This window comes from Micromonospora mangrovicola (assembly GCF_047200535.1).
Classification (GTDB): domain Bacteria; phylum Actinomycetota; class Actinomycetes; order Mycobacteriales; family Micromonosporaceae; genus Micromonospora.
This window is the reverse complement of the sequence record NZ_JBJZOG010000043.1, coordinates 11,366-29,247: the sequence shown is the minus strand read 5'-3', so window position 1 is coordinate 29,247 and position 17,882 is coordinate 11,366. Positions and strand designations below refer to the sequence as shown.

At 76.0% G+C, this 17,882-nt stretch carries 9 protein-coding genes; 2 read left to right on the top strand and 7 right to left on the bottom strand.

All coding sequences use genetic code 11. From position 1 onward, the window contains the following. Positions 1 to 324 precede the first annotated feature (324 nt). Positions 325 to 2,526, top strand: coding sequence for an FUSC family protein (locus tag ACL02O_RS18590; protein ID WP_412819354.1), 2,202 nt, complete (start codon positions 325 to 327; stop codon positions 2,524 to 2,526). Positions 2,527 to 2,667: 141 nt separating this feature from the next. Here ACL02O_RS18590 and ACL02O_RS18585 read toward each other — a convergent pair whose 3' ends face one another. Further along, on the bottom strand, positions 2,668 to 4,008 hold the full coding sequence (locus ACL02O_RS18585) for a glycoside hydrolase family 18 protein (RefSeq protein WP_412819353.1): 1,341 nt from the start codon (positions 4,006 to 4,008) through the stop codon (positions 2,668 to 2,670). 240 nt (positions 4,009 to 4,248) lie between these two features. Between ACL02O_RS18585 and ACL02O_RS18580 the strand changes: the two genes are divergently transcribed. After that, positions 4,249 to 7,443 carry an eCIS core domain-containing protein gene (locus ACL02O_RS18580; protein WP_412819352.1) on the top strand — a complete coding sequence of 1,065 codons (3,195 nt, stop codon included), beginning with the start codon at positions 4,249 to 4,251 and terminating at the stop codon, positions 7,441 to 7,443. A gap of 217 nt (positions 7,444 to 7,660) precedes the next feature. Here the strand turns inward: ACL02O_RS18580 and ACL02O_RS18575 are convergent, their stop codons facing one another. From ACL02O_RS18575 to ACL02O_RS18550, 6 genes are read right to left on the bottom strand one after another with little or no spacing between them, the layout of a single operon-like run. After that, the gene (locus ACL02O_RS18575) at positions 7,661 to 10,222 is read right to left on the bottom strand and encodes a DUF6519 domain-containing protein (RefSeq protein WP_412819351.1); all 2,562 of its coding nucleotides are present in this window, start codon (positions 10,220 to 10,222) and stop codon (positions 7,661 to 7,663) included. A 1-nt stretch (position 10,223) separates the two neighbouring features. Next, entirely contained in the window at positions 10,224 to 12,284 is a 2,061-nt protein-coding gene (locus tag ACL02O_RS18570) for a hypothetical protein (protein ID WP_412819350.1), read from the bottom strand. Further along, on the bottom strand, positions 12,281 to 14,686 hold the full coding sequence (locus ACL02O_RS18565; RefSeq protein WP_412819349.1) for a hypothetical protein: 2,406 nt from the start codon (positions 14,684 to 14,686) through the stop codon (positions 12,281 to 12,283). Before ACL02O_RS18565 ends, ACL02O_RS18570 begins: the two co-directional genes overlap by 4 nt. Continuing rightward, positions 14,683 to 17,184, bottom strand: coding sequence for a baseplate J/gp47 family protein (locus tag ACL02O_RS18560; RefSeq protein ID WP_412819348.1), 2,502 nt, complete (start codon positions 17,182 to 17,184; stop codon positions 14,683 to 14,685). The genes ACL02O_RS18565 and ACL02O_RS18560 overlap by 4 nt, the downstream gene beginning before the upstream one ends. Further along, entirely contained in the window at positions 17,181 to 17,555 is a 375-nt protein-coding gene (locus tag ACL02O_RS18555) for a hypothetical protein (RefSeq protein WP_412819347.1), read from the bottom strand. Before ACL02O_RS18555 ends, ACL02O_RS18560 begins: the two co-directional genes overlap by 4 nt. Continuing rightward, positions 17,552 to 17,881, bottom strand: a complete 330-nt coding sequence (locus tag ACL02O_RS18550; protein WP_412819346.1) for a hypothetical protein — start codon at positions 17,879 to 17,881, stop codon at positions 17,552 to 17,554. The genes ACL02O_RS18555 and ACL02O_RS18550 overlap by 4 nt, the downstream gene beginning before the upstream one ends. Position 17,882 lies beyond the last annotated feature (1 nt).

Sequence of the window (17,882 nt, the reverse complement as noted above, 5' to 3'; positions counted from 1 at the left end):
CCGGTCGTCGATGCGTTCGGCCGAAGGCATTGCACGTTCGTCTATTTCTCCGGCCGCAGATGTCATATCCGTGACCCGGTACGTGGTTGCCCTCCGGCGGACCGGCCCGGAGCGCCGCGACCGCCGGCCGCCCGAGGTCTCCGCGCCCCGGGGTGTAGCGGGAACGTTGCTGGCTACAGGGGTTGCATGGCGGAGCCTGGCGGGGTGCGCGGAGACGACACGGCGGGCCGGCCGGGCGACCGGGGCGGGGCGACCGGGGTAGGGCCCGGCGGGCGGGCGGAGCGGGGCGGGACCCGGGACGGGCGACCGAGCGCGGGTCGCGCCGTGCGCCGACTGGTGTCGATCCTGGCCGATCCCGAGCGGAGCGTGCCCAGGGACGCGCTTCGCGCCGCGGTGGTCCTGCCGGGTCTGTTGGCGTTCGGGCGATACGTGGTGGGCAATGAGTCCTTCGCCACGTTCGCCGTCTTCGGTGGGTTCGCCCTCCTGATCATGAGCGACTTCGGCGGTACCGGCGGGGAGCGGGCCCGTTCCTACCTGCTCGCCACCGCGGCCGGGGCGGTGCTGGTGGCCGTGGGCACCCTGGTCTCCCGGGGGTCGGTCGCCGTCCCCGCCGTGATGTTCCTGGTGGCGTTCGTGGCCACCTTCCTCGCCGTGGTGGTGGGCGGTCACGTCGGTGCGGCGCGGCTGGGCCTGCTGCTCGCGTTCGTCCTGGCCGTCACGCTGCCCGCCGCCGCGGCGCAGCTCCCGATGCGCCTGGCGGGGTGGTTGTTCGCCGGCCTCGCCGCGACCGCTGCCGGCCTGTTGCTGCTGCCCCACGCCGGCCCGGTGGCGCTGAACCGGGCTGCCGGTGCGGCGTGCCGCTCGGTGGCGAACCTGGTCGACGCGATGGCCCGTGATCCGGCCGATCCGGAGCTGCCCCGGTTGCGGGAGGCGGCGGGGCGGGCGACCGAAACGGCCCGTGGCCGGTACGCGGCCACGGCGGGCCGGTCGATCGGGTCCCGTCGCCGGCTGCGTGCCTACGCCGCTCTCCTCGGCGACCTCCAGTTGATCGTGGGGGTCGCCGGTCGTCCGCGGTACCGGCCGGAACATCTCGCCCGGCGGGGTACCGGGACCGAGGGCGCGTTGGTGGTGGCGGTGTCGGACGCCCTGCACCGCAGTGCCGCCGCCCTCGAGGGTGCCGAGGCGGCAGACGTCGGCGCGCTCGACCGGCGGCGGCGGGCGCACCGGCAGGCGCTGGAGCGCTGGACACGACGTTCACTGGTCCGCCCGGTGCCCGCCGAGCAGATCCTCGACGCCCTGGCCGTCGACCACACGCTGCGCGTGCTGGCGCACCTGTCGACGCGGGTCGGCGGGAACGCCGCCGTGGCGGCCGGGAGCGCCGTCGATGCCGAGGGGTTCCCGGTCGAGGGAAGCCTGGCCGACCGGCTGGCCCGCCGTCGCCGGCTGCGGTGGTTCACCTCGTCCGTGGCACCGGGCTCGACCGCGGTGCGGGACAGCCTGCGGGTCGCAGTGGGTCTGGCGGTGTCGGTGTGGCTCGCGGGGCGACTGGGTCTGCCGCACGCGTTCTGGGTGGTACTGGGCACGTTGCAGGTCCTGCGGACCAACGCCCTGGGGACCGCGCGGTCGGTGGCCCGGGCGATCGGGGGCAACCTGGTGGGCGTCGCCGCCGGTGCGGCCGTGGTGCTCGGGGCCACGGGCCGCCCGGCGCTGCTCTGGGCGGTCCTGCCGGCCGCGGTGTTCCTGTCCGCATACACCGCCGGCTCCCAACGCTTCCTGCTCAGCCAGGCCGCCTTCACGCTCGACCTGATGATCATTTTCAACCTGCTCGCGCCGGTGGGCTGGCGTCTGGGCCTGATCCGGCTGGCCGACGTGGGTGTCGGTGTGGCCGTCAGCGTCGCGCTCAGCCTGCTGATGTGGCCACACGGCGCGCGACGGCAGTTCGTGCGGAGCGCGGCCGCCTACCACCGCGCCGTCATCGGGCAGCTGCGGGACGCGTTCGACCGGCTGCTCGCCGGCGCGGCCACCGATCGACCGCAAGCGGCGGCCGCGCCACTGGGCAGCCGGACCCGAGCCGAGTTGGCGCTCGGCGACTACCTGTCCGAGCGCCCGAGCGGCGACCTCGACCCGCCGAGCGCGGTGGAGCTGCTGGCCGGCGCGAACTACCTGGCCATGGCGGCCCAGCTGCTGGAGAGAGCGGCCGTCGAGCACGGTTACCGGGCGGACCGGTGCCCGGACGCGGCCGGGACCGTCCGATCCGCGCAGCAGGCCCTGCTCGGCGACCTCGCGCGGTTGGCCGGCGAACTGGCCGGCGGCGCGACCGCGTCGGCCCGCTCCGCACTGCCGGATCTGGACGCGCCGGTGTGGGCCTGTCTGCGCGAGTGGCGCACCGACGACGAGGCCGGCGGGTCCGCGATGGCGCTCGTGGTGGCAGCCGAGTGGATTCGCAGCATCGACCACCTGAGCGAGGATCTGGCCGGGCCGGTCGCCCGGGCGGCCGCGGCGGCGGCCCGGCCGTGGTGGCGCTGACGGGCGGACGGTGCGCGTCGGCGGAGCCGGTGCCGGGTCGCGGGCCCGGACGGCGAACCGGGCTGCCGCCGGCCGAGGTGCGGTCGGCGACAGCCCGGTGGGCGCAGCTCGGTGGATCGGCGACTTCAGCCGCGGCCGTTGCTACGGCGTGCCGAGCCCGACGGCGATCGTCCTGGTCAGCGTCGCGTTGTCATCGTCTCCGTCCAGCGACCACATCATCGCGCCGGCCAGGCCGGTCCGGCGGATGTACCACGTCTTCTGCAGCACCACCGCCGGGTCGTCGTACGTCCAGAACGTCGTGCCGTCGAACAACCAGGCGTGCCCGCCGCGGAGGTCACGATGCACGGTGAAACCTTCGCCGGTCAGGGTCTTGAGCCGCCGGTAGTCCTCGTACCCGGCTTCGAAGGTGGCCGGCGCGGGCCCGGCTGCGGGCTGGAACAGCCCGTTCCCGCCCCCGGTCACACCGGTCCAGCCCCGCCCGTAGTACGGGATGCCGAGGACCAGCTTGCCGCGCGGCGCGCCGCGGGCGATCCAGCCGTCGATCGCCACCTCCGCGGAGAAGTCCGGGCTGTCCGGCGCCCCGGCCGGCACGCGCAGCGCCGACTGCTGATTGGTCACCGCGTCCCAGGCGCCGTGGAAGTCGTAGCCCTGCACCGTGGCGAAGTCCAGGTACCGGAAGATTTCGCGACCCTCGTAGCCGGCGTCCATGGCCGCCGGGTTGGCCGGTAGGAAGGCGGTCAGCGCGTAGTGCTTGCGGGCCTTGCGGCCGTAAGCGTCGAGTTGCCGGCGGAACTCGGCGAGCAGCTTGGTGAAGTTCTCCCGGTCCTCCGGACGGATCACGTTGTCCGAGTCGCCCGGCCAGTTCGGCCACTCCCAGTCCAGGTCGATGCCGTCGAAGACGCCGTCGGCGGCACCCGGGCCGCCGCTGCCGCCGTCCAGGACCGGCAGGTTTCCCTTGAGATAGAGGTCGATGCAGGAGGCGACGAACGCCTTGCGGGAGGAGTCCGTGCGGGCGGCGTTGGAGAAGTAGGTCGACCAGCTCCAGCCACCCAGCGAGATCAACACCTGCAGCCCGGGATGCGCGGCCTTGAGCTTGGCCAGCTGTCCGAAGTTGCCGTTGAGCGGCTCGCCCCAGGTGTCGGCGACGCCGTCGACGCTCTCGTCCGCCGGGACGGGGCGCTGGTAGTCGGCCCAGGCGTCGCCCTCACCCGGCCCACCGTCCACGTAGCAGCGGCCGTCCTCGCTGACGTTGCCGAAGGCGTAGTTGACGTGGGTGAGGCGGCTCGCCGCGCCGGAGGTGTCGAGCTTCTTCACCGGGAAGGCCCGGCCGTAGATGCCCCACTGGGTGAAGTAGCCGACCCGGTGGTAGCCGGCCGGCCGGCCGGGATGGTCGCCCGCGTTCGCCGCGGCCGGCGGGGCGACGGCGACCAGCGCGGTCGCCAGGGCGGCGAGGGCGGTGAGGCGGCGGCGGAATGTTCGCATCGGCACTCCCACGAGGACGGAGGGGAATTGGTTAAGGAACTTTCCTGATCGATGAAGCTAGGCCGGTCACCTCCCCCGGTCAAGGGTGCCGAGGGTTGATCTCACGGCAGCCGCGCCACCCCTTCCGCCGCCTGTCCGAGGCGCCGGCCAGCTGTCGGAAATGCGATCCGACCAGCCCGAACAGTCCTTGTTCGACGGTCGGTGCCCCGGCATGATGGGCAGGGACGGATGGGAGTCGCGGTGAGCCAGACCCATGCTGTTGCCACCCCGAGCGCCGCTCCGCCCGCGGCGAGGACCGCCCCGGCCATCGACCAGTGCCCGTCCACGTCGCCGCGGCCGGCCGCCGGTTCCGAGTTCGGCCGGGTCGCCTTCGAGCGGGCGTTCGCCGACCTGGCCCGACCCGTCCACGGAGGGGTCCGCGCCACCGTCGAGGCCGCCACCGGCATGGCCCTGGCCGGCGTGCGGGTGCACACCGGCCCGCGGGTGCGCACGGCGGCCCGGGCCGCCCGCGCCGCCGCGTTCACCCTCGGGCGGGACATCGGGATCGCGGTCGGGCCGGGGCAGGCGATCCCGGACGCGCTGCTCACCCACGAGCTGATCCACGCCGCGCAGCAGTCCGGCGACGGCGATGCCCCGCCGGCCGACGCGGAGGCGCAGGCGCACCACGCCGCGCGCGACCTCGACGCCCTCGGGCCGCTGCGCAGCACCCGCACGCGTTACGTCGCGTTCGCGGCCGAGGACTGGCTGCACAGCACCCCGGACATCCGGCACTACGGCTTCACGGAGCTGCTGGACGAGCTGCGTGCCGTCGACGAGTGGCTCGGTCGGCAGATCGTCGGCACGGAGGAGACCGACCGGATGATGGAGGCCAAGGCGGCCCTGGAGGCGGAGATCACCCGTCGACAGGCCGCCATGCGGGCCGCCGACCGGCCGCCACCGCGACGCCGGGGCCGCCGCCGGGCCGGCCCGGCGCAGCCCCAGCCGGAGCTGCCCGAGCAGACGGAGATGCCGCGCGTCCTGCGGGAACGCACCAGTGAGCAGCTCACCGACCCGGCCGAGATCCGGACCGAGGTGGATCGGATCACCGCCTGGTTGCAGCGCCCCGACCTGGGTCGGGACGACCGGTCGACCCTGCGGCAGGAACTCGCCGTCCTGGAGCCCGGCCTCGGCGCGGAGCTCGGCCGGGCCAGCGCCCAGCGGCAGCAGCAGCGACTGGCCCGCGCCCTGTCACCGGCGGCCGGCGCGGACCGGGCCGACGTGCTCGCGAACATCCGGCTGATCGAGTCGATCCGGCCCTACCAGGAGCAGCCGGGCATGGCGTACGTCATGCACGAGGGCGAGATGCTCGTCTTCTCACAGGAGCTCGCCGACCGGGTGCGCGGCGAGGTCACCACCGCGCTGCAGGAGGCGGTGCGTCGGGCGCGGGACATGAACGACAGCACCGAGTTCCGGATGAGCGAGCACCTCCGGCTCAACTACGAGGACCAGTACGTCGTCGGCTTCCTCGTCAGCGTGGTCAGCGGCGAGGAACCGGTCGACGTCCAGAACCGTATGCTCGGCCCGCTGATGGACTCCCAGGCCGCGCTGAGTCGCTACCGGGGCGCCCAGCGACGCGGCTCGCTCAGCGACATGGCCGACGCCGTCCTCACCGCCGTGGCGGAGGCCGACCGGGCGCAGACCATCGTGCTGGCGGGCATCGACCGGGCGATCTCGGCGGCCGGTTCGATCGTCACCGGGCTGACCATCACCCGGAACCTGGCGTTCGCGGTGGCGCTGTCCATCGGCGCGATCCTCGCCGCCCCGGTGGTCGCCGCCGGCGTCGCGGGGACCGGCGCCACCGGCGTCCTCGCCACCGGCATGACCGCGGCCGGCACCGGCGTCGTCGTCGGGGGCGAGGGCTTCGTGCTCGGCTTCGCCGGCGGGGCGGGCGGCGAGCTGGTCGCCGGCCACGGCGGCGAGGCGGCCCTGCGGACCGGGCTCAGCGAGGGGCGACGCGTCGGCGAGCAGGGCATCGCGATCGGGGTCGGTGGCGGGGCGACCCTGGGGCTGGCCCGCAACCTCGGCCTGGGCGCGGCCGGGCTGACCCGTGGCGGGCAGCTGTGGCGCGGCGCGCTCGCCGGGGGCGGCGGCAACGCGCTCGGGTCGATGACCGGCGCCGCACTGAGCGACGTGCCGGAAGGGGAGAGCCGGGCCGGGTACGTGCTGACTTCCGGCGCGTGGGGCCTCGGGCTCGGCGCGTTCGGCGGCGCGGCAGGTGCCGGTTCCCAGTGGTTGACCAATCCGGCCGCCCGGTTCGGTGTCGGCGTGGGCCTGCCCGGCGTCGCCGGCGCCGGCGCGACGTACGTCCAGTCGGGCGGCGACTGGAGCCAGACGGCGCAGTCCGGCGCGTTGGGGATCACCGTCGGCGCGCTGGCCAGCCGACAGCCGATCGGCGTCACCCCGGCCCAGCAGCGCGCGTTCCAGCTCGGCCGGGGGTTCATGCGCACCACCCGGACGTACGCGGGCGCGCTGATGCTCGGCCTGGCCGACGTCGGGCCGTCGCTGCGGATGGGGGAGTCGCCCGCCCCGACCTCGATCGTCGTGCGGGACGGCGCGGCCGGGTTCGTCCAGCGGGCCCCGACGCAGCAGCAGGCCGTGGTGCAGCAGCAGACCCAGGCCCCGACCCAGCAGGTGACCGCGTCGCAGCAGGTGACCACGTCGCAGCAGGTGACCGCGCCGCAGCAGGTGACCGCGCCGGTGCAGCAGGCGACGGCGGTCGCCGTCGCGCAGCAGGCCCAGCAGACCACGGTGACGATCACCGGGCAGACCCGCGCCGTCCAGGTCGCGAATCCCGCCCTCGTCGCCCGTTACGAGCAGCTCGCGACGGACCGGCTGCCGGCGATCGTGGCGCGGGTCGTGGCGGCCGAGCGGCCCACCGCACGGCGGGCCCGCCTCGCCCAGCTCCGCGTCGACTTCGACACCCTGCGCACCGAGGTGGGCGACGCCCCCACCCTGACCCCGCAGCAGCGGGCTCGGGCGGTCGCCATCCTGCGCGAGGCACGTGACCTCGCCCGCGCCGACTTCGGCGGCCTCCAGCGCAAGGTGATGCGACGGCTGCGGGCCGACCCGGCGCTGCAGGCGATCGAGACTCAGCTCGTCGCCGCCGGTGACGCCGAACTCAACCCGACCGGCACGCTACGGGTCAGGGTGGTCCGCCCGGACGGCACGAGCGTGTTCGAACCGCTGAACCTCGAACATCGGGTACGGCTGTCGGACAATCCCTGGCTGGCCAAGGACGGCGGGAACCTCATTCTGACCGATGCGCCGCAGAACCAGCAGTATCTGGAGGCGCTGCGGCGGCACGGGTCGGTCTGGCCGACCGACGACGTGGAGGCGTTCGTGGTCCGGCATCAACTCAACGACGAGGGCCTCGACTTCTCGCCCGACACCCGTTGACACCCTGAGCGGGCGGAGCGCCGCCACCGGCGGGGCTCCGTCGCCGGCCGGTGGGCCACCGATCCGGGGCAGACGAAAGGCGTCGACCTTGTCGACGCCTTCTCGTCCGTGCTGTCCAGCCATACGGGGTGTCGAACCCCTCATCCATGACACAAGGCCTCGGCTGTCCCTACCGCGGGTTGTCGTATGCCTGGACCTATGAGGATATTCCATCCCGTCACGGGACGCAACGGTCCAGCAGGAACGACCCCTGTTCGACGCGTACCCCGACCCCCAGCGGGTTGAGCACGTCGCTGACGTAGCGCAGCGACACCCGCTGGGTGGGCCCCTCGTCGCGCAGCACGACACCGGCCCGGAACGGACCGGAGGCGTCCAGGCCGCGCAGTTGCAGGAACGCGCCCAGCTGGCCGATGATCCGCACCGCGTCGACCACAGTGCCGTCGGTCTGGTCGCCCGTACGCTGCAACCGGGCGTGGTTGTCCACCATGGTGAGGCTGGTGAAGCCGCCCACGTGGAAGGCGTGCCGCTGGCGGCCCCAGAAGAACGGGACCGCGCAGGACACGGTGTTGTTGCTGATCACCACCTGGCCGAGCACCCGCCGGCCCCCGCCGGCCGCCCGCAGCGCCACGTGGACGCCCTGCAACGCCCCGGTCACCTCGTTGCCCTCGACCCGGACCAGGTTCGCCCGGTCGCCGGCCACCACGATGCCCTGCCCGACGGCGCGGGTGTCCTTCACCGCCGCCGCGAGGAACCGACCGCTGACCGATCCGACCGCCGCCTGGTGCGGTTCGGCGGCGCTCGCCGCGACGAAGCGGGCCAGCCCCTGGCGCAGCGAAGCGGCCGACGCCAGCCGTCGTGCCGAGGTGGCCTTCGCCCAGTCGGCGGCCAGCCGGCGCAGCGGGGTCGGGCCGTCCATCCGTACCGTGCGCTCGTCGACCAGCTCGACCGCCGCGCCGCGGGTGGCCTGCGGATCGACGGTCAGGTGGCCGGCGACGAACCGACCCAGCTCGCGCGCCACCAGGCGGGTCACCACCGTGGACGCCTTGCCCGCCGCCAGCACGACGGTGTTGTCCACCACCGTGCTCTCCGTCGCCGACGCGACGACGACGCCGGCCTGCTGGTCGCCGATCTCCAACCGGTTGCCGCGCACCTCCACCACGCCCGGACGCACGCCCTCCGGGTCGGGCGCCGCGTAGATGCCCGACTGCGCCCTCCCGGGCGAGTCCGGGCACCACACCTCGCAGTCGCGCACCCGCACCCCGTCGCAGCCCAGGAACGTCAGGGCGCCCAGCAGGTGCTCCTCGCCGGGCGGCGTGCCGGGGGGCAGGCCGGCCTCCACCCGCAGCCGGGTGACCTCGATGTCCGGGCAGCGGGTGGCGACCAGGACCGCCTCGTGCTTCTCGCCGGCCAGCACCGTCGCCGGTCCGACCCCGGTGATCACCACCCGCTGCTTGCCCTTGACGGTCAGCGGGGTGGCGACCCGGAACGTCCCGGCGGCCAGGCACAGCTCGCCGCCGGTGGCGGGCAACGCGTCCAGGGCAGCCTGCAGGTCGTCGCCCGGGAACGCGGTCACCGTGCAGGTGCCGCCGCGCAGCCCGGTCAGCGGCGGGAAGGCGGGCCGGCAGTCGGTGAGCACGGTCTTGTTCGTCAGATCCACCACGGCCAGCGGCGCGACGGCGTGCACCACGCCGTCGGGCGGGGCGTCGGTCAACGTCTCCACCGCGTCCGCGGCGCTGCCGCGTACCCGCACCCCCCACCAGTCGCCGACCTGGTAGGAGCCGGGGTGCGCGGTGAACGCGATGCCGACGTCGGCGCCGCCGAGGGTCAACGGGACCTCGCCGGCCGCGCCGACGACCTGGCCGTCCCAGCGCCGCAGGCAGGTGCCCGGCGGGTCGCCCGCCAACGGGCTGGCCGCGCCGAGGGTGACCGTGTCACCCCCGGCCGACGGCGCCACCGCCGCCACGGTGAACAGCGCGCCGTGGTTGCGCCGGTCGGCCCGCCGCGCCAGCGTCGACACCTCGACCAGGTCGCCGGGGGCGAACGTCACCGCGGGCGACGGGGCCAGGGTCACCGCCGTGCCGGCCACCTTCGCCGCCACCGCGTCGCTGCCGTTGACGTACGACCAGGCGAAGCGGGCCGTCTTCTCGGTGCCCGCGTCGAGCACCTCGATGCGCAGCAGCCCGTCGGGCAGCTTGCTGCGTGGGTCGTCCGGCGGGGCGCACGGATCGGCCGACACCGGCGCGGCGGTGCGCGACACGTCCAGCCGTCCCGTGGACACCGGCGCGAACGGGCCGGGCACCGTGCAGGCGGTGGACGTGGTGGCGGTGGCGCGTACCCGCCAGCCCACCCGGGTCCGAGTGGTGGTGTCGACCCCGGCGAGGGCCGGGTCGAGCAGACCGTCCGGGTCCTCGGCCGCCTGCACCTCTTCGACGAACGCGTCGAGATGGACGTTCACCAGGCCGGACGCGGGCAGCGCGGCGATCTCCGGCTGCGCCGCGTACGCCAGGTCGGTGGGGTTGCGGGCGAGCAGCCCGCCGATCCACATCGTCCCGGCGCGGACCGTCAGCGTGTCACCCACGAAGTCCACCTTGAAGGCGGTGCTGCCAGCCGGCACGCCGGCCGGGCCGATCGCGTCGCGGGCGAGCTGCCGGGCGTCCCGGGCGGGACCGCCGACGACCAGGTTCCAGTCGGTGTCCAGCAGCACCCGACCCTGCTGCATGAGCGCCGCGGTCCACCGGTCGGTGGCGCGCAACGGGACGCTGGTGACGTCTCCGGTCATGTCATTCCTCCGGGTGCGCGACGCTCAGGTGCGGATGCACGGTCAACGGGGTCATCTCGGGCAGGCGCTGCGCCAGCCGAACGGCCAGCGGGCCCCGCCGGACGTGGTGGTAGGCGCCGATCTCGCCGCCGTCGCTCGCGCCGGTGAGCAGCGGCGGCGACGGGCGTGCCGACGGGGCGTCGACCAGCGGCGCGTAGTAGCCGGCCGAGTCGAAGCCGATCCCGCCGAAGCGCGGCAACGGCCCGGTCAGGCAGTGGTAGGCCGGCGGGTGGGCCTGTGGCGAGTCGTGTTCGCCCAGGTGGCAGTAGCGCACGCAGCCGGTCGACGTGACGGTGGTGCGCAGCCCGCCGGTGAACAGGCAGTCGGTCACCCACACCTCGTCGGCGCCGACCGGCCCGACGAAGGTGACCCCGGTGGCGGCGAGGTCGGGCGGGAACCGGTCGGCGGCGGCGACCGCGGCGCGGGCGGGGTCGCCGCCCGGGTCCCCGCCGCACGGCATCAGCGCCGCGCCCCGCCCGTCCACGACGCAGTCGGTCAGCTGGATCGGGTACGCGGACAGGTCCGCGCGGACCGGGCCGAGCAGGCAGCGCGTCGCGGTCAGCCGGACCGTCCACGCCGTCGGGTCCACCTCGATCCCCTCCCCGGTTGTCGGGTCGCAGGTCATCCCGATCAGGTCGACGCCGGCCAGCTGCGGGCCGAGCCGCAGCGCACCCGCGAGCAGGAACCCGCAGAGCTCGACCTGCACGTCGGCCAGGTCCAGGGACAGGTCCCCGGTGACCACCGGGGTGCAGCCGGTCGGCGCGACGACCCGCCACCGGGTCAACGTCGGCGCACCGGTCACCGGGGCGGCCGGGGCGGCGAGCCGGTCGCTGGTGAGCAGCCGGATCTCCATCTGCGGGGCGTCGGGCTCGCCGGGGCCGCCGGTCGCCGCGGTGGCGGCGGCGAACGCCGCGCCCAGCGTGGGCACCACGATCTGCCCGGCCGGGTGCGGGCCCGCCAACGGGTCGACGACGATCACCACCTGCGCGTCGTCGCGCGTCTCGGCGGTGCTGGCCAGCGCGCCGAGCCGGCCCGGCACGGCCCGGTAGAACGTGGCGCGCAGGGTGCCCGGCACGTCCCCGGCCGGCTTCACCACCCCCCGGTACGGGTCGACCAGCACCGTCCCCGCCGGGGCGGCGGGCGACCCGACCGGCGGCAGCGCGGTCAGCCCGACCTTCGCCCAGGGCAGCGGCACGCCGTCCACGGTCAGCTCCAGCAGCGCCGGCCCGTCGCCGGTGAGCGGATGGTCGGCGGCGAGGGTCCACACCGGCCCGTAGCTCACCTCGCCGAGCGCGTCGATCAGCCGCCAGGTGGCGCGTACCGGCAGCTCACCGGGCGCGCGCGGGCGGCGCGGGACGGGTGGCCGGCCGGGCGGCCGTTCGTCCTCGGCGTCGCTGGCGATCTCCAGCGGCCGCGGCCGCAGGTACAGCGGCGCGCTCACCCCCAGCGGGTGCAGCGCGAACCGGCCGCCGCCCAGCGGCGCCACCTCCACCTGGTCGTAGCCGAGGACCTGCCAGGGGAAGACCTGCACGGTCGCCGCCGCCGGGTGGTACGACCCGCCAGGGGTGACCGACCGGCGGGCCGGGTCGAGCCCGGTGCCGGCCAGCAGGTGCTCGCCCCGGCGCAGGTCCAGCGAGGCGGTCCGCCGGACCGGGTGGCGCAGCTGCTGGCACCACACCGTCGCCGTCCAGCCCTCGCGCACCCGCGCCGACCAGCCCGTGACCACCTCGGCGAAATCCTCCAGGGCGGCCGGGGTGCCCTTGCGCCGGCGCAGCGCCGTCGCGTACGCGATCTCCCGCCGGTCGGCGTCGGGCGGCAACCCCAGCAGCGCGCCCAGGTACGGCAGGGCCCAGTCCGCGGCGCTGTCCGGGAAGGCGTCGTCGAGCACCCGGTCGACGTCCGCCGCGAGCAGCAGCCACTGCTCCTCCAGCGCGGTCAGCAGCGCGAGCAGCGGCGGGTCGGCGCCGTCCGGCCCGGCGGCCAGCAGCGCCGGCGGCACCATGCGCAGAAATCGCTCGCTCATTGCACCGTCACCGCCGTCACGCTCAGCAGCTCGTACCGTTCGGCCGGCGTGCGCCCGATCGCCGCCTCGGCGGCCGACGGCGCGCGGACGCCCGAGGTGACCGACAGCGCGACCACGCCGACCACCCCGGTGACCGCCTGCGCCACCGCCAGCACGTCGCTCGCGTCGACGGGTACGCCGAGGTCGCGTGGCCGGGGCGCGAGCGGGCCGGCCGGGTCGAGCAGCGCCGCGCGGACCGCCTCCCGCACCGTCGCCGGGTCGCGGCGCGGGTCGGCGCTCACCGTCAGCGTGGCGGTCAGCGCGCTCGGTACGCCCGCGCACGCGCACAGCCCCACCGAGGTGTCCCGGCGGGCATCCAGGTAGCCGGCGAGCGTGGCCAGTTCGGTGGCCAGCGGCGCGCGTACCCCGGTGTCGCCGAACCGCAGCGACGCCACGTGCAGGCCGATCCCGCCGCAGGGGCAGCCCGCCGGGCCCGCCCCCCGCCAGGCCACGCTGTGGCTCGTCCCGGGCACGCCGAGCGCCAGGTCGGCCAGGTCGTCCAGGGACACGGCGCGGTCCAGCGCGCGGACCCGGGCCGCGGCGGCCCGCCGCATCCGCAGCGGGTCCTCCTGGTCGGCGGCACCGGTGGTCCGGCCCACCCCGGCGATCTTCCGGAGGCCGCGCACGCTGCCCAGCAGGGTGTCGATCCGGGTGGCGTCGAGCTCGCCGACCAGGCCGCCGCCGACCCGCCAGGTCGCCGTCACCTCGCCGCGCGCCGCCTCGGCGCCGAAGCGGACCACGAGCCGGCCGTCGGCGGCGAGCCGGGTGGTGAACACCGGTGCCGCGGGGTCCCGCCCGTACAGGCTGTCGACCTCGTCGTACGCCACCCCGTCGACGCGGACGCTGAGACTGTCGGTGACCCGGCCCGACGGGTCGACGTCGGCGGTGACCGGGCCGGGAACGACGGTGCCACCGCCGGCCACCGTCAGCGGCCCGCGGTGCGTCTCGCCGTGCCGGACGGAAACCAGGTTGGCCGTCGCCGGGGCCTTCGCGGCCGTCCCGGTGAGCCCGGCGCCCAGGACGAGGAGCATGCCGCCCACGTCGCCGCTGGTGTCGCCGGCGTCCCGGGAACAGTCCGCCAGCTCCCAGCCGGCGGTGGTCCGCACGGCGATCCGGGTGGGCACCTCGGCGGGGCGGGGGTGCACCCGCAGGCGGGTCCCGCCGGGAGCCAGCGGCGGCAGCTCGTGGTGCTGGGCGACGACCCGCTGATCGACGAGCATGATCTCGATGTCGTCGTCCCGCTGTGCCGGCGGCAGCGGGTCGGTCAGCTCGATCCGGCCGACGTGGTGCCTCGTGCCGGGCGCGACCGACCAGTCCACCCCGTACACCGACTTGACCGTGGTGACGAACGCGCCGTACGCGTTGGCGACGAGGATGTTCATGCCCGGGCTGGCCGCGCCCGCGTCGGTCACCAGCAGGTGGCCGGAGCCCACCGCCGCGGCCTCGCCCGGGTAGCTGACGGCGGCCGTCGCGGCGGTGCCCGCGGAGTCGACGTAGGACAGCTTGCTGAGCCGGTGCGCCAGCGCCAGCTTCGCCCGGACCCGGTAGGCGGCGTAGGTGGTGCCGGCGGCCGGGGCCAGCAGCCCGGTGAGCACCCGGTCGGTGGTGACCAGGAACGCGCCCAGGTCGTCGGAGCGCTTCGTCACCGTCACCACGGCGCGCAGCGACAGGTTGCTGGCGTACAGGGTGTAGACGACGGACACCCAGCCGAGCCAGTCCCACCAGGTCGACGGCATCGGCACGTACCCCGAGGGCTTCTCGGCGACCAGCGCGACGCGGTCCCCGGCGGTGAAGCCGGGATCGGTGAGCAGCCGCAGCGCGCGGCCCGGCGGCGGCTGCGGCGCCGGCACGGCGGTGACGGTGAGGTCGGCCCAGTCGGCGCGCAGCTGCGTGTCCGTGACCACCTCGAAGGTCTGCGCCGGTGCCGTGGCGGTGCCCGGCGCCTGCACCCGGGTGCCGGCCGCGACCAGCGGGCTGGCGCCGGAGTCCGTCGTGCAGCGGATCCAGCCGCGCGCGGCGGCCCGCTGCGTCGGCCGATGGCCGAGCAGGTCGGTGGTACGCCGCAGGTCCGTCCAGTCCTGCGCGGTGCCCAGGTACCGCTCGCCCGCGGTCAGCTCGGTGTACGCGGCGACCGAGTCGGCGACCCGCGACCACAGCTCGGCGGCGGTGACCACGGCCGGGTCGCCCGCCACGTCCAGCCGCGCGCCCAGCGGGCCGGCGCCGTCCGCCCCGGTCACCCCCGCGATCCCGGCCAGCAGCGCGTCGCGGAAGTCGTGCCGGTCGGCGAGCCGACGGCGCAGCCGGGACAACCCGGGCGGCGGGTCCGGGCGGGGGGTCAGCTCACGGGGCTCCGGCGCGTTCATCGGCCCCCCTCCACGGACAGCTCGATCCGGCCCCGGTCCGGCGCGGCGGCGTCGTCGTCGCAGACCGCGATCTCGTCCGGGCCGACCACCAGCACCTCGTGGTAGGTCCCGGCCGGCTCGGGCAGCCGGCGTGCCTCCGTGACCCGCACCGCGTCCACCCCGGGCACCCCGGCGACGGCCGCGACGACCGTCGACACGTACACCGAGGTGCCGAGCGGGTGCGCGGCGGCGGAGAAGACCGCCCCCGGCCGGCCGGGGCGCAGCGCCGCCAGGATCCGCAGCCGGGCCAGCGCGGGATCGGCCCCCGGGGTCAGGCACACCGTCACCGCGACCAGCAGCCCGATCGGGGCCGCCGGCAGGGCGACCACCTCGGTGCCGGCCATCCGCACCGCGTCCATCACCTCGGCGACCGCCGCGTCGACCGACGGGTCGTCCCGGTCGGTCGCCGACTCCACCGCGACCAGCCCGACCGGCCAGGACCCGGACCACGACCGGCTCGCCGCCGCCCGGGCCACCCCGGGGACCTGCGTCGCGAACGGCGGCAGGTCGCTCGCCAGCACCGCCCGGCGGGGCACCGCCGCGTAGGCCTGCGGGGCGTCCCGGCGTACGTCGTCGAGCGGCACGGCGGCGGCGCCGCCCACGCCCGGCGTGAGGTTGCGCGCGGTGACCCCCGCGCCGGCCTCCGCCCAGACGCACGGCTGCCCGGCCGGGGAGGTGGTGCGCACCAGACGGGCCAGCGTGTTCGCCGCGATCAGCCCGTCCGGGCCGGCGCCGACCTCGTAGCGCACCGTCACCGTCGACTGCGTCGGTGGCACCACGCCCAGCACGCCGGTGCGGAACCGCAACCGGGGTGGGTGGTCGTCGTCGTGGTCGACCACCACGCTGAACCCCTCCGCGGTCGCCCGCAGCAGGTTGGTCACCCGGGTCGCCCCGACGGTGACCCCGCTGGGCAGCGCGACCCGGGTGTCCAGCCGCCACGGCCGGCCGCCCGGAGCGCAGGACAGGCCCGCCGGCCCGGCACGGACGAGCAGGTAGTCGGCGACCCGCTCGCGGTCCGGGTCCGGGCGACCGCCGGTGAGCGGGTCGAGCGGTGCGACCGCCGCCGGACCGTCGACCAGCAGGCCGTGGTGGGCGGGCAGCACGCCGAGCCGGGCTACGCCGACGCGAGGGGTGCCGCCCGACTGGTCCACGCTGACCGGCACCGGCCGGGCCAGCGCGTCGGCGGTGTCCCAGAACACCCGGACCAGCGGCAGGCCGGGGGAGAGCGGGTCGGTCATCTCGACCACGTGGGTCACCCGGACCACCTGCGCCGGGTACGAGGCGAGCGGGAGGCGGATCTGCCCGCCGCCACCGTCGTCCGGCGGCCAGTCGGCGACCCGGCGGGCCCAGTCCCGCTGCGCGCCGGGCGGGCCGGGCGCGACCACCTCGAAGGCGAGCAGCGAGCCCACCGGCAACCACGTTGCCAGCGGGGTGCCGTCGGCCGGCCGGGGGCGGACCAGCACCGCGCTGGTAGCGCCGACGGTCAGGGCCGCGTCCACCTCGGTCCAGTCGTGCAGCGGCACCTCGGCGTGTGACGCGAAGACGGTGACCGGCGCGTCGGTCTCCAGGGTGAAGTGCGCGGCGTCGGGCGACCGGTCCGGGTCGCCGGCCGCGTCGGTCGCGGTGTCCCCGGGCTGGACCACGAAGCTCGCGTCGGTCGGTCCGGCGTCCGGGTGGGCCCGCCGCACCTGGACGTACGTGGCGGCGCTGATCGCCGGGGGCACCGGATGGTCGACCAGCCGCGCGTGGCGGGTGACGTTGGCCCGGCGGCGGGCGGTACCCAGCCAGGTCTCCGTGGCGACCCGGTCCAGGCGGTAGTGCAGCAGGTCACCGAGGTGCGCCAGGAGTTCGAGGAGGGTGATCGTGACGTCGGCGGGGGAGTGGTCGGCGTTCGGCGCGAGCACGTCCAGCCGTTCCAGGAGCATCGCGCGCAGCCCCGCGTAGTCGCGGGCCAGGGTGTCGTAGTCGGGTGGGGTGAGCGGGGCGGGCTGCGCCGGGATCCGCACGCAGTCCGGCACGTCACCGCACTCCGGGCGGAGCCGTACGGGCAGGTGCCGGCGCAGCGGGTCGACCTGCAGGCCGAGCCCGGCCAGGCCCGTCGGGTCGACGCCCAGCCGGTATGGCGCGCGGCCGGGCAGCGCCGCGCCGAGAGCCTGCACCGGCAGGTCGACGTGCGCGGGCACCGGGTTGCCGTCCGGGTCGGTGCCCGCCGCGACGATCGTGCCCGGGCCGGTGACCGTGACCGCCGGGCGGCCCTGCAACGACCACAGCCCGGCGGCGGTCAACCCGGCCGGCGGGTCGTCGTAGAGCCAGACCGACACCGTGCGGGTGGTCCCCGAGGCGGTCGCGCTGGCCGCGCGCAACCCGATGACGCTGCCCCCGGCGAACAGCGCCTCCGGCCGCCGCAGCGCACTGGCCTGCGGCTGCTGCGGCTGGGTGTACGCGTCGTAGGTGGTCACAGCGCCGCCGCCGGCAGGGTGAGGGTGACCGTGCGGGTCTCGCCCGCCGGCCGGGGCCGGTAGACCACCTGCGCGGACAGCGTCGAGTCGGCGACGGTCACGGTCACGTCGACCACGTCGAGGCGGTCGCCGAGCGCGTCGCTGAGGCTGCCCCGGGCCCGCGCCCGCACGGTGCCGGCCAGGTCCGCCGACAGCGGCTCGAACAGCGTCGACGGGCCCAGCCCGGCGCCGAAACCGGGCCGGTGCAGCCGTTCGTTCGGCCCGGTCAGCAGGACCAGGCGGACCAGGTCGTCCAGGTGCTCCAGCGCGGAGCGGGTGGCCAGCCGGCGTCCGGCGCCGACGGCCCAGGGCTGGGCGGTGAACCGCTTCATGTCCCCTCCACCTTTGACTGGTTCGACCTGATCTGGAGCGTGCCCTGCGGCGCGGAAGCCGCGCTCAGGCACAGCCCCACGCTGCTGTCGAGCAGCACCGGGTCGCCGGCGGTGACCCGGGTGGCCGGGGACTGCCACCGCACGGTGGTGCAGGGGCTCGCCACGTTGCCGACCGTGAACGGGCAGCCGGTGATCGTCGTGCTGTCGGAGACGACGAGCACGGGCGCCCCGTCGGCCAGCACCCGGGACTGGCTCGCGGTGAAGCTCGCCGACCCGCCGTGCGGGCAGGTCGCCACGGTGGCGGTGGTGAGCAGGTGGCCGGGCACG

Bases quoted from the DNA above. Each gene is read 5' to 3' on its own strand.
- ACL02O_RS18585 (WP_412819353.1), bottom strand. From the start codon at position 4,008: ATGCGAACATTCCGCCGCCGCCTCACCGCCCTCGCCGCCCTGGCGACC.
- ACL02O_RS18575 (WP_412819351.1), bottom strand. From the start codon at position 10,222: ATGACCGGAGACGTCACCAGCGTCCCGTTGCGCGCCACCGACCGGTGG.
- ACL02O_RS18570 (WP_412819350.1), bottom strand. From the start codon at position 12,284: ATGAGCGAGCGATTTCTGCGCATGGTGCCGCCGGCGCTGCTGGCCGCC.
- ACL02O_RS18565 (WP_412819349.1), bottom strand. From the start codon at position 14,686: ATGAACGCGCCGGAGCCCCGTGAGCTGACCCCCCGCCCGGACCCGCCG.
- ACL02O_RS18555 (WP_412819347.1), bottom strand. From the start codon at position 17,555: ATGAAGCGGTTCACCGCCCAGCCCTGGGCCGTCGGCGCCGGACGCCGG.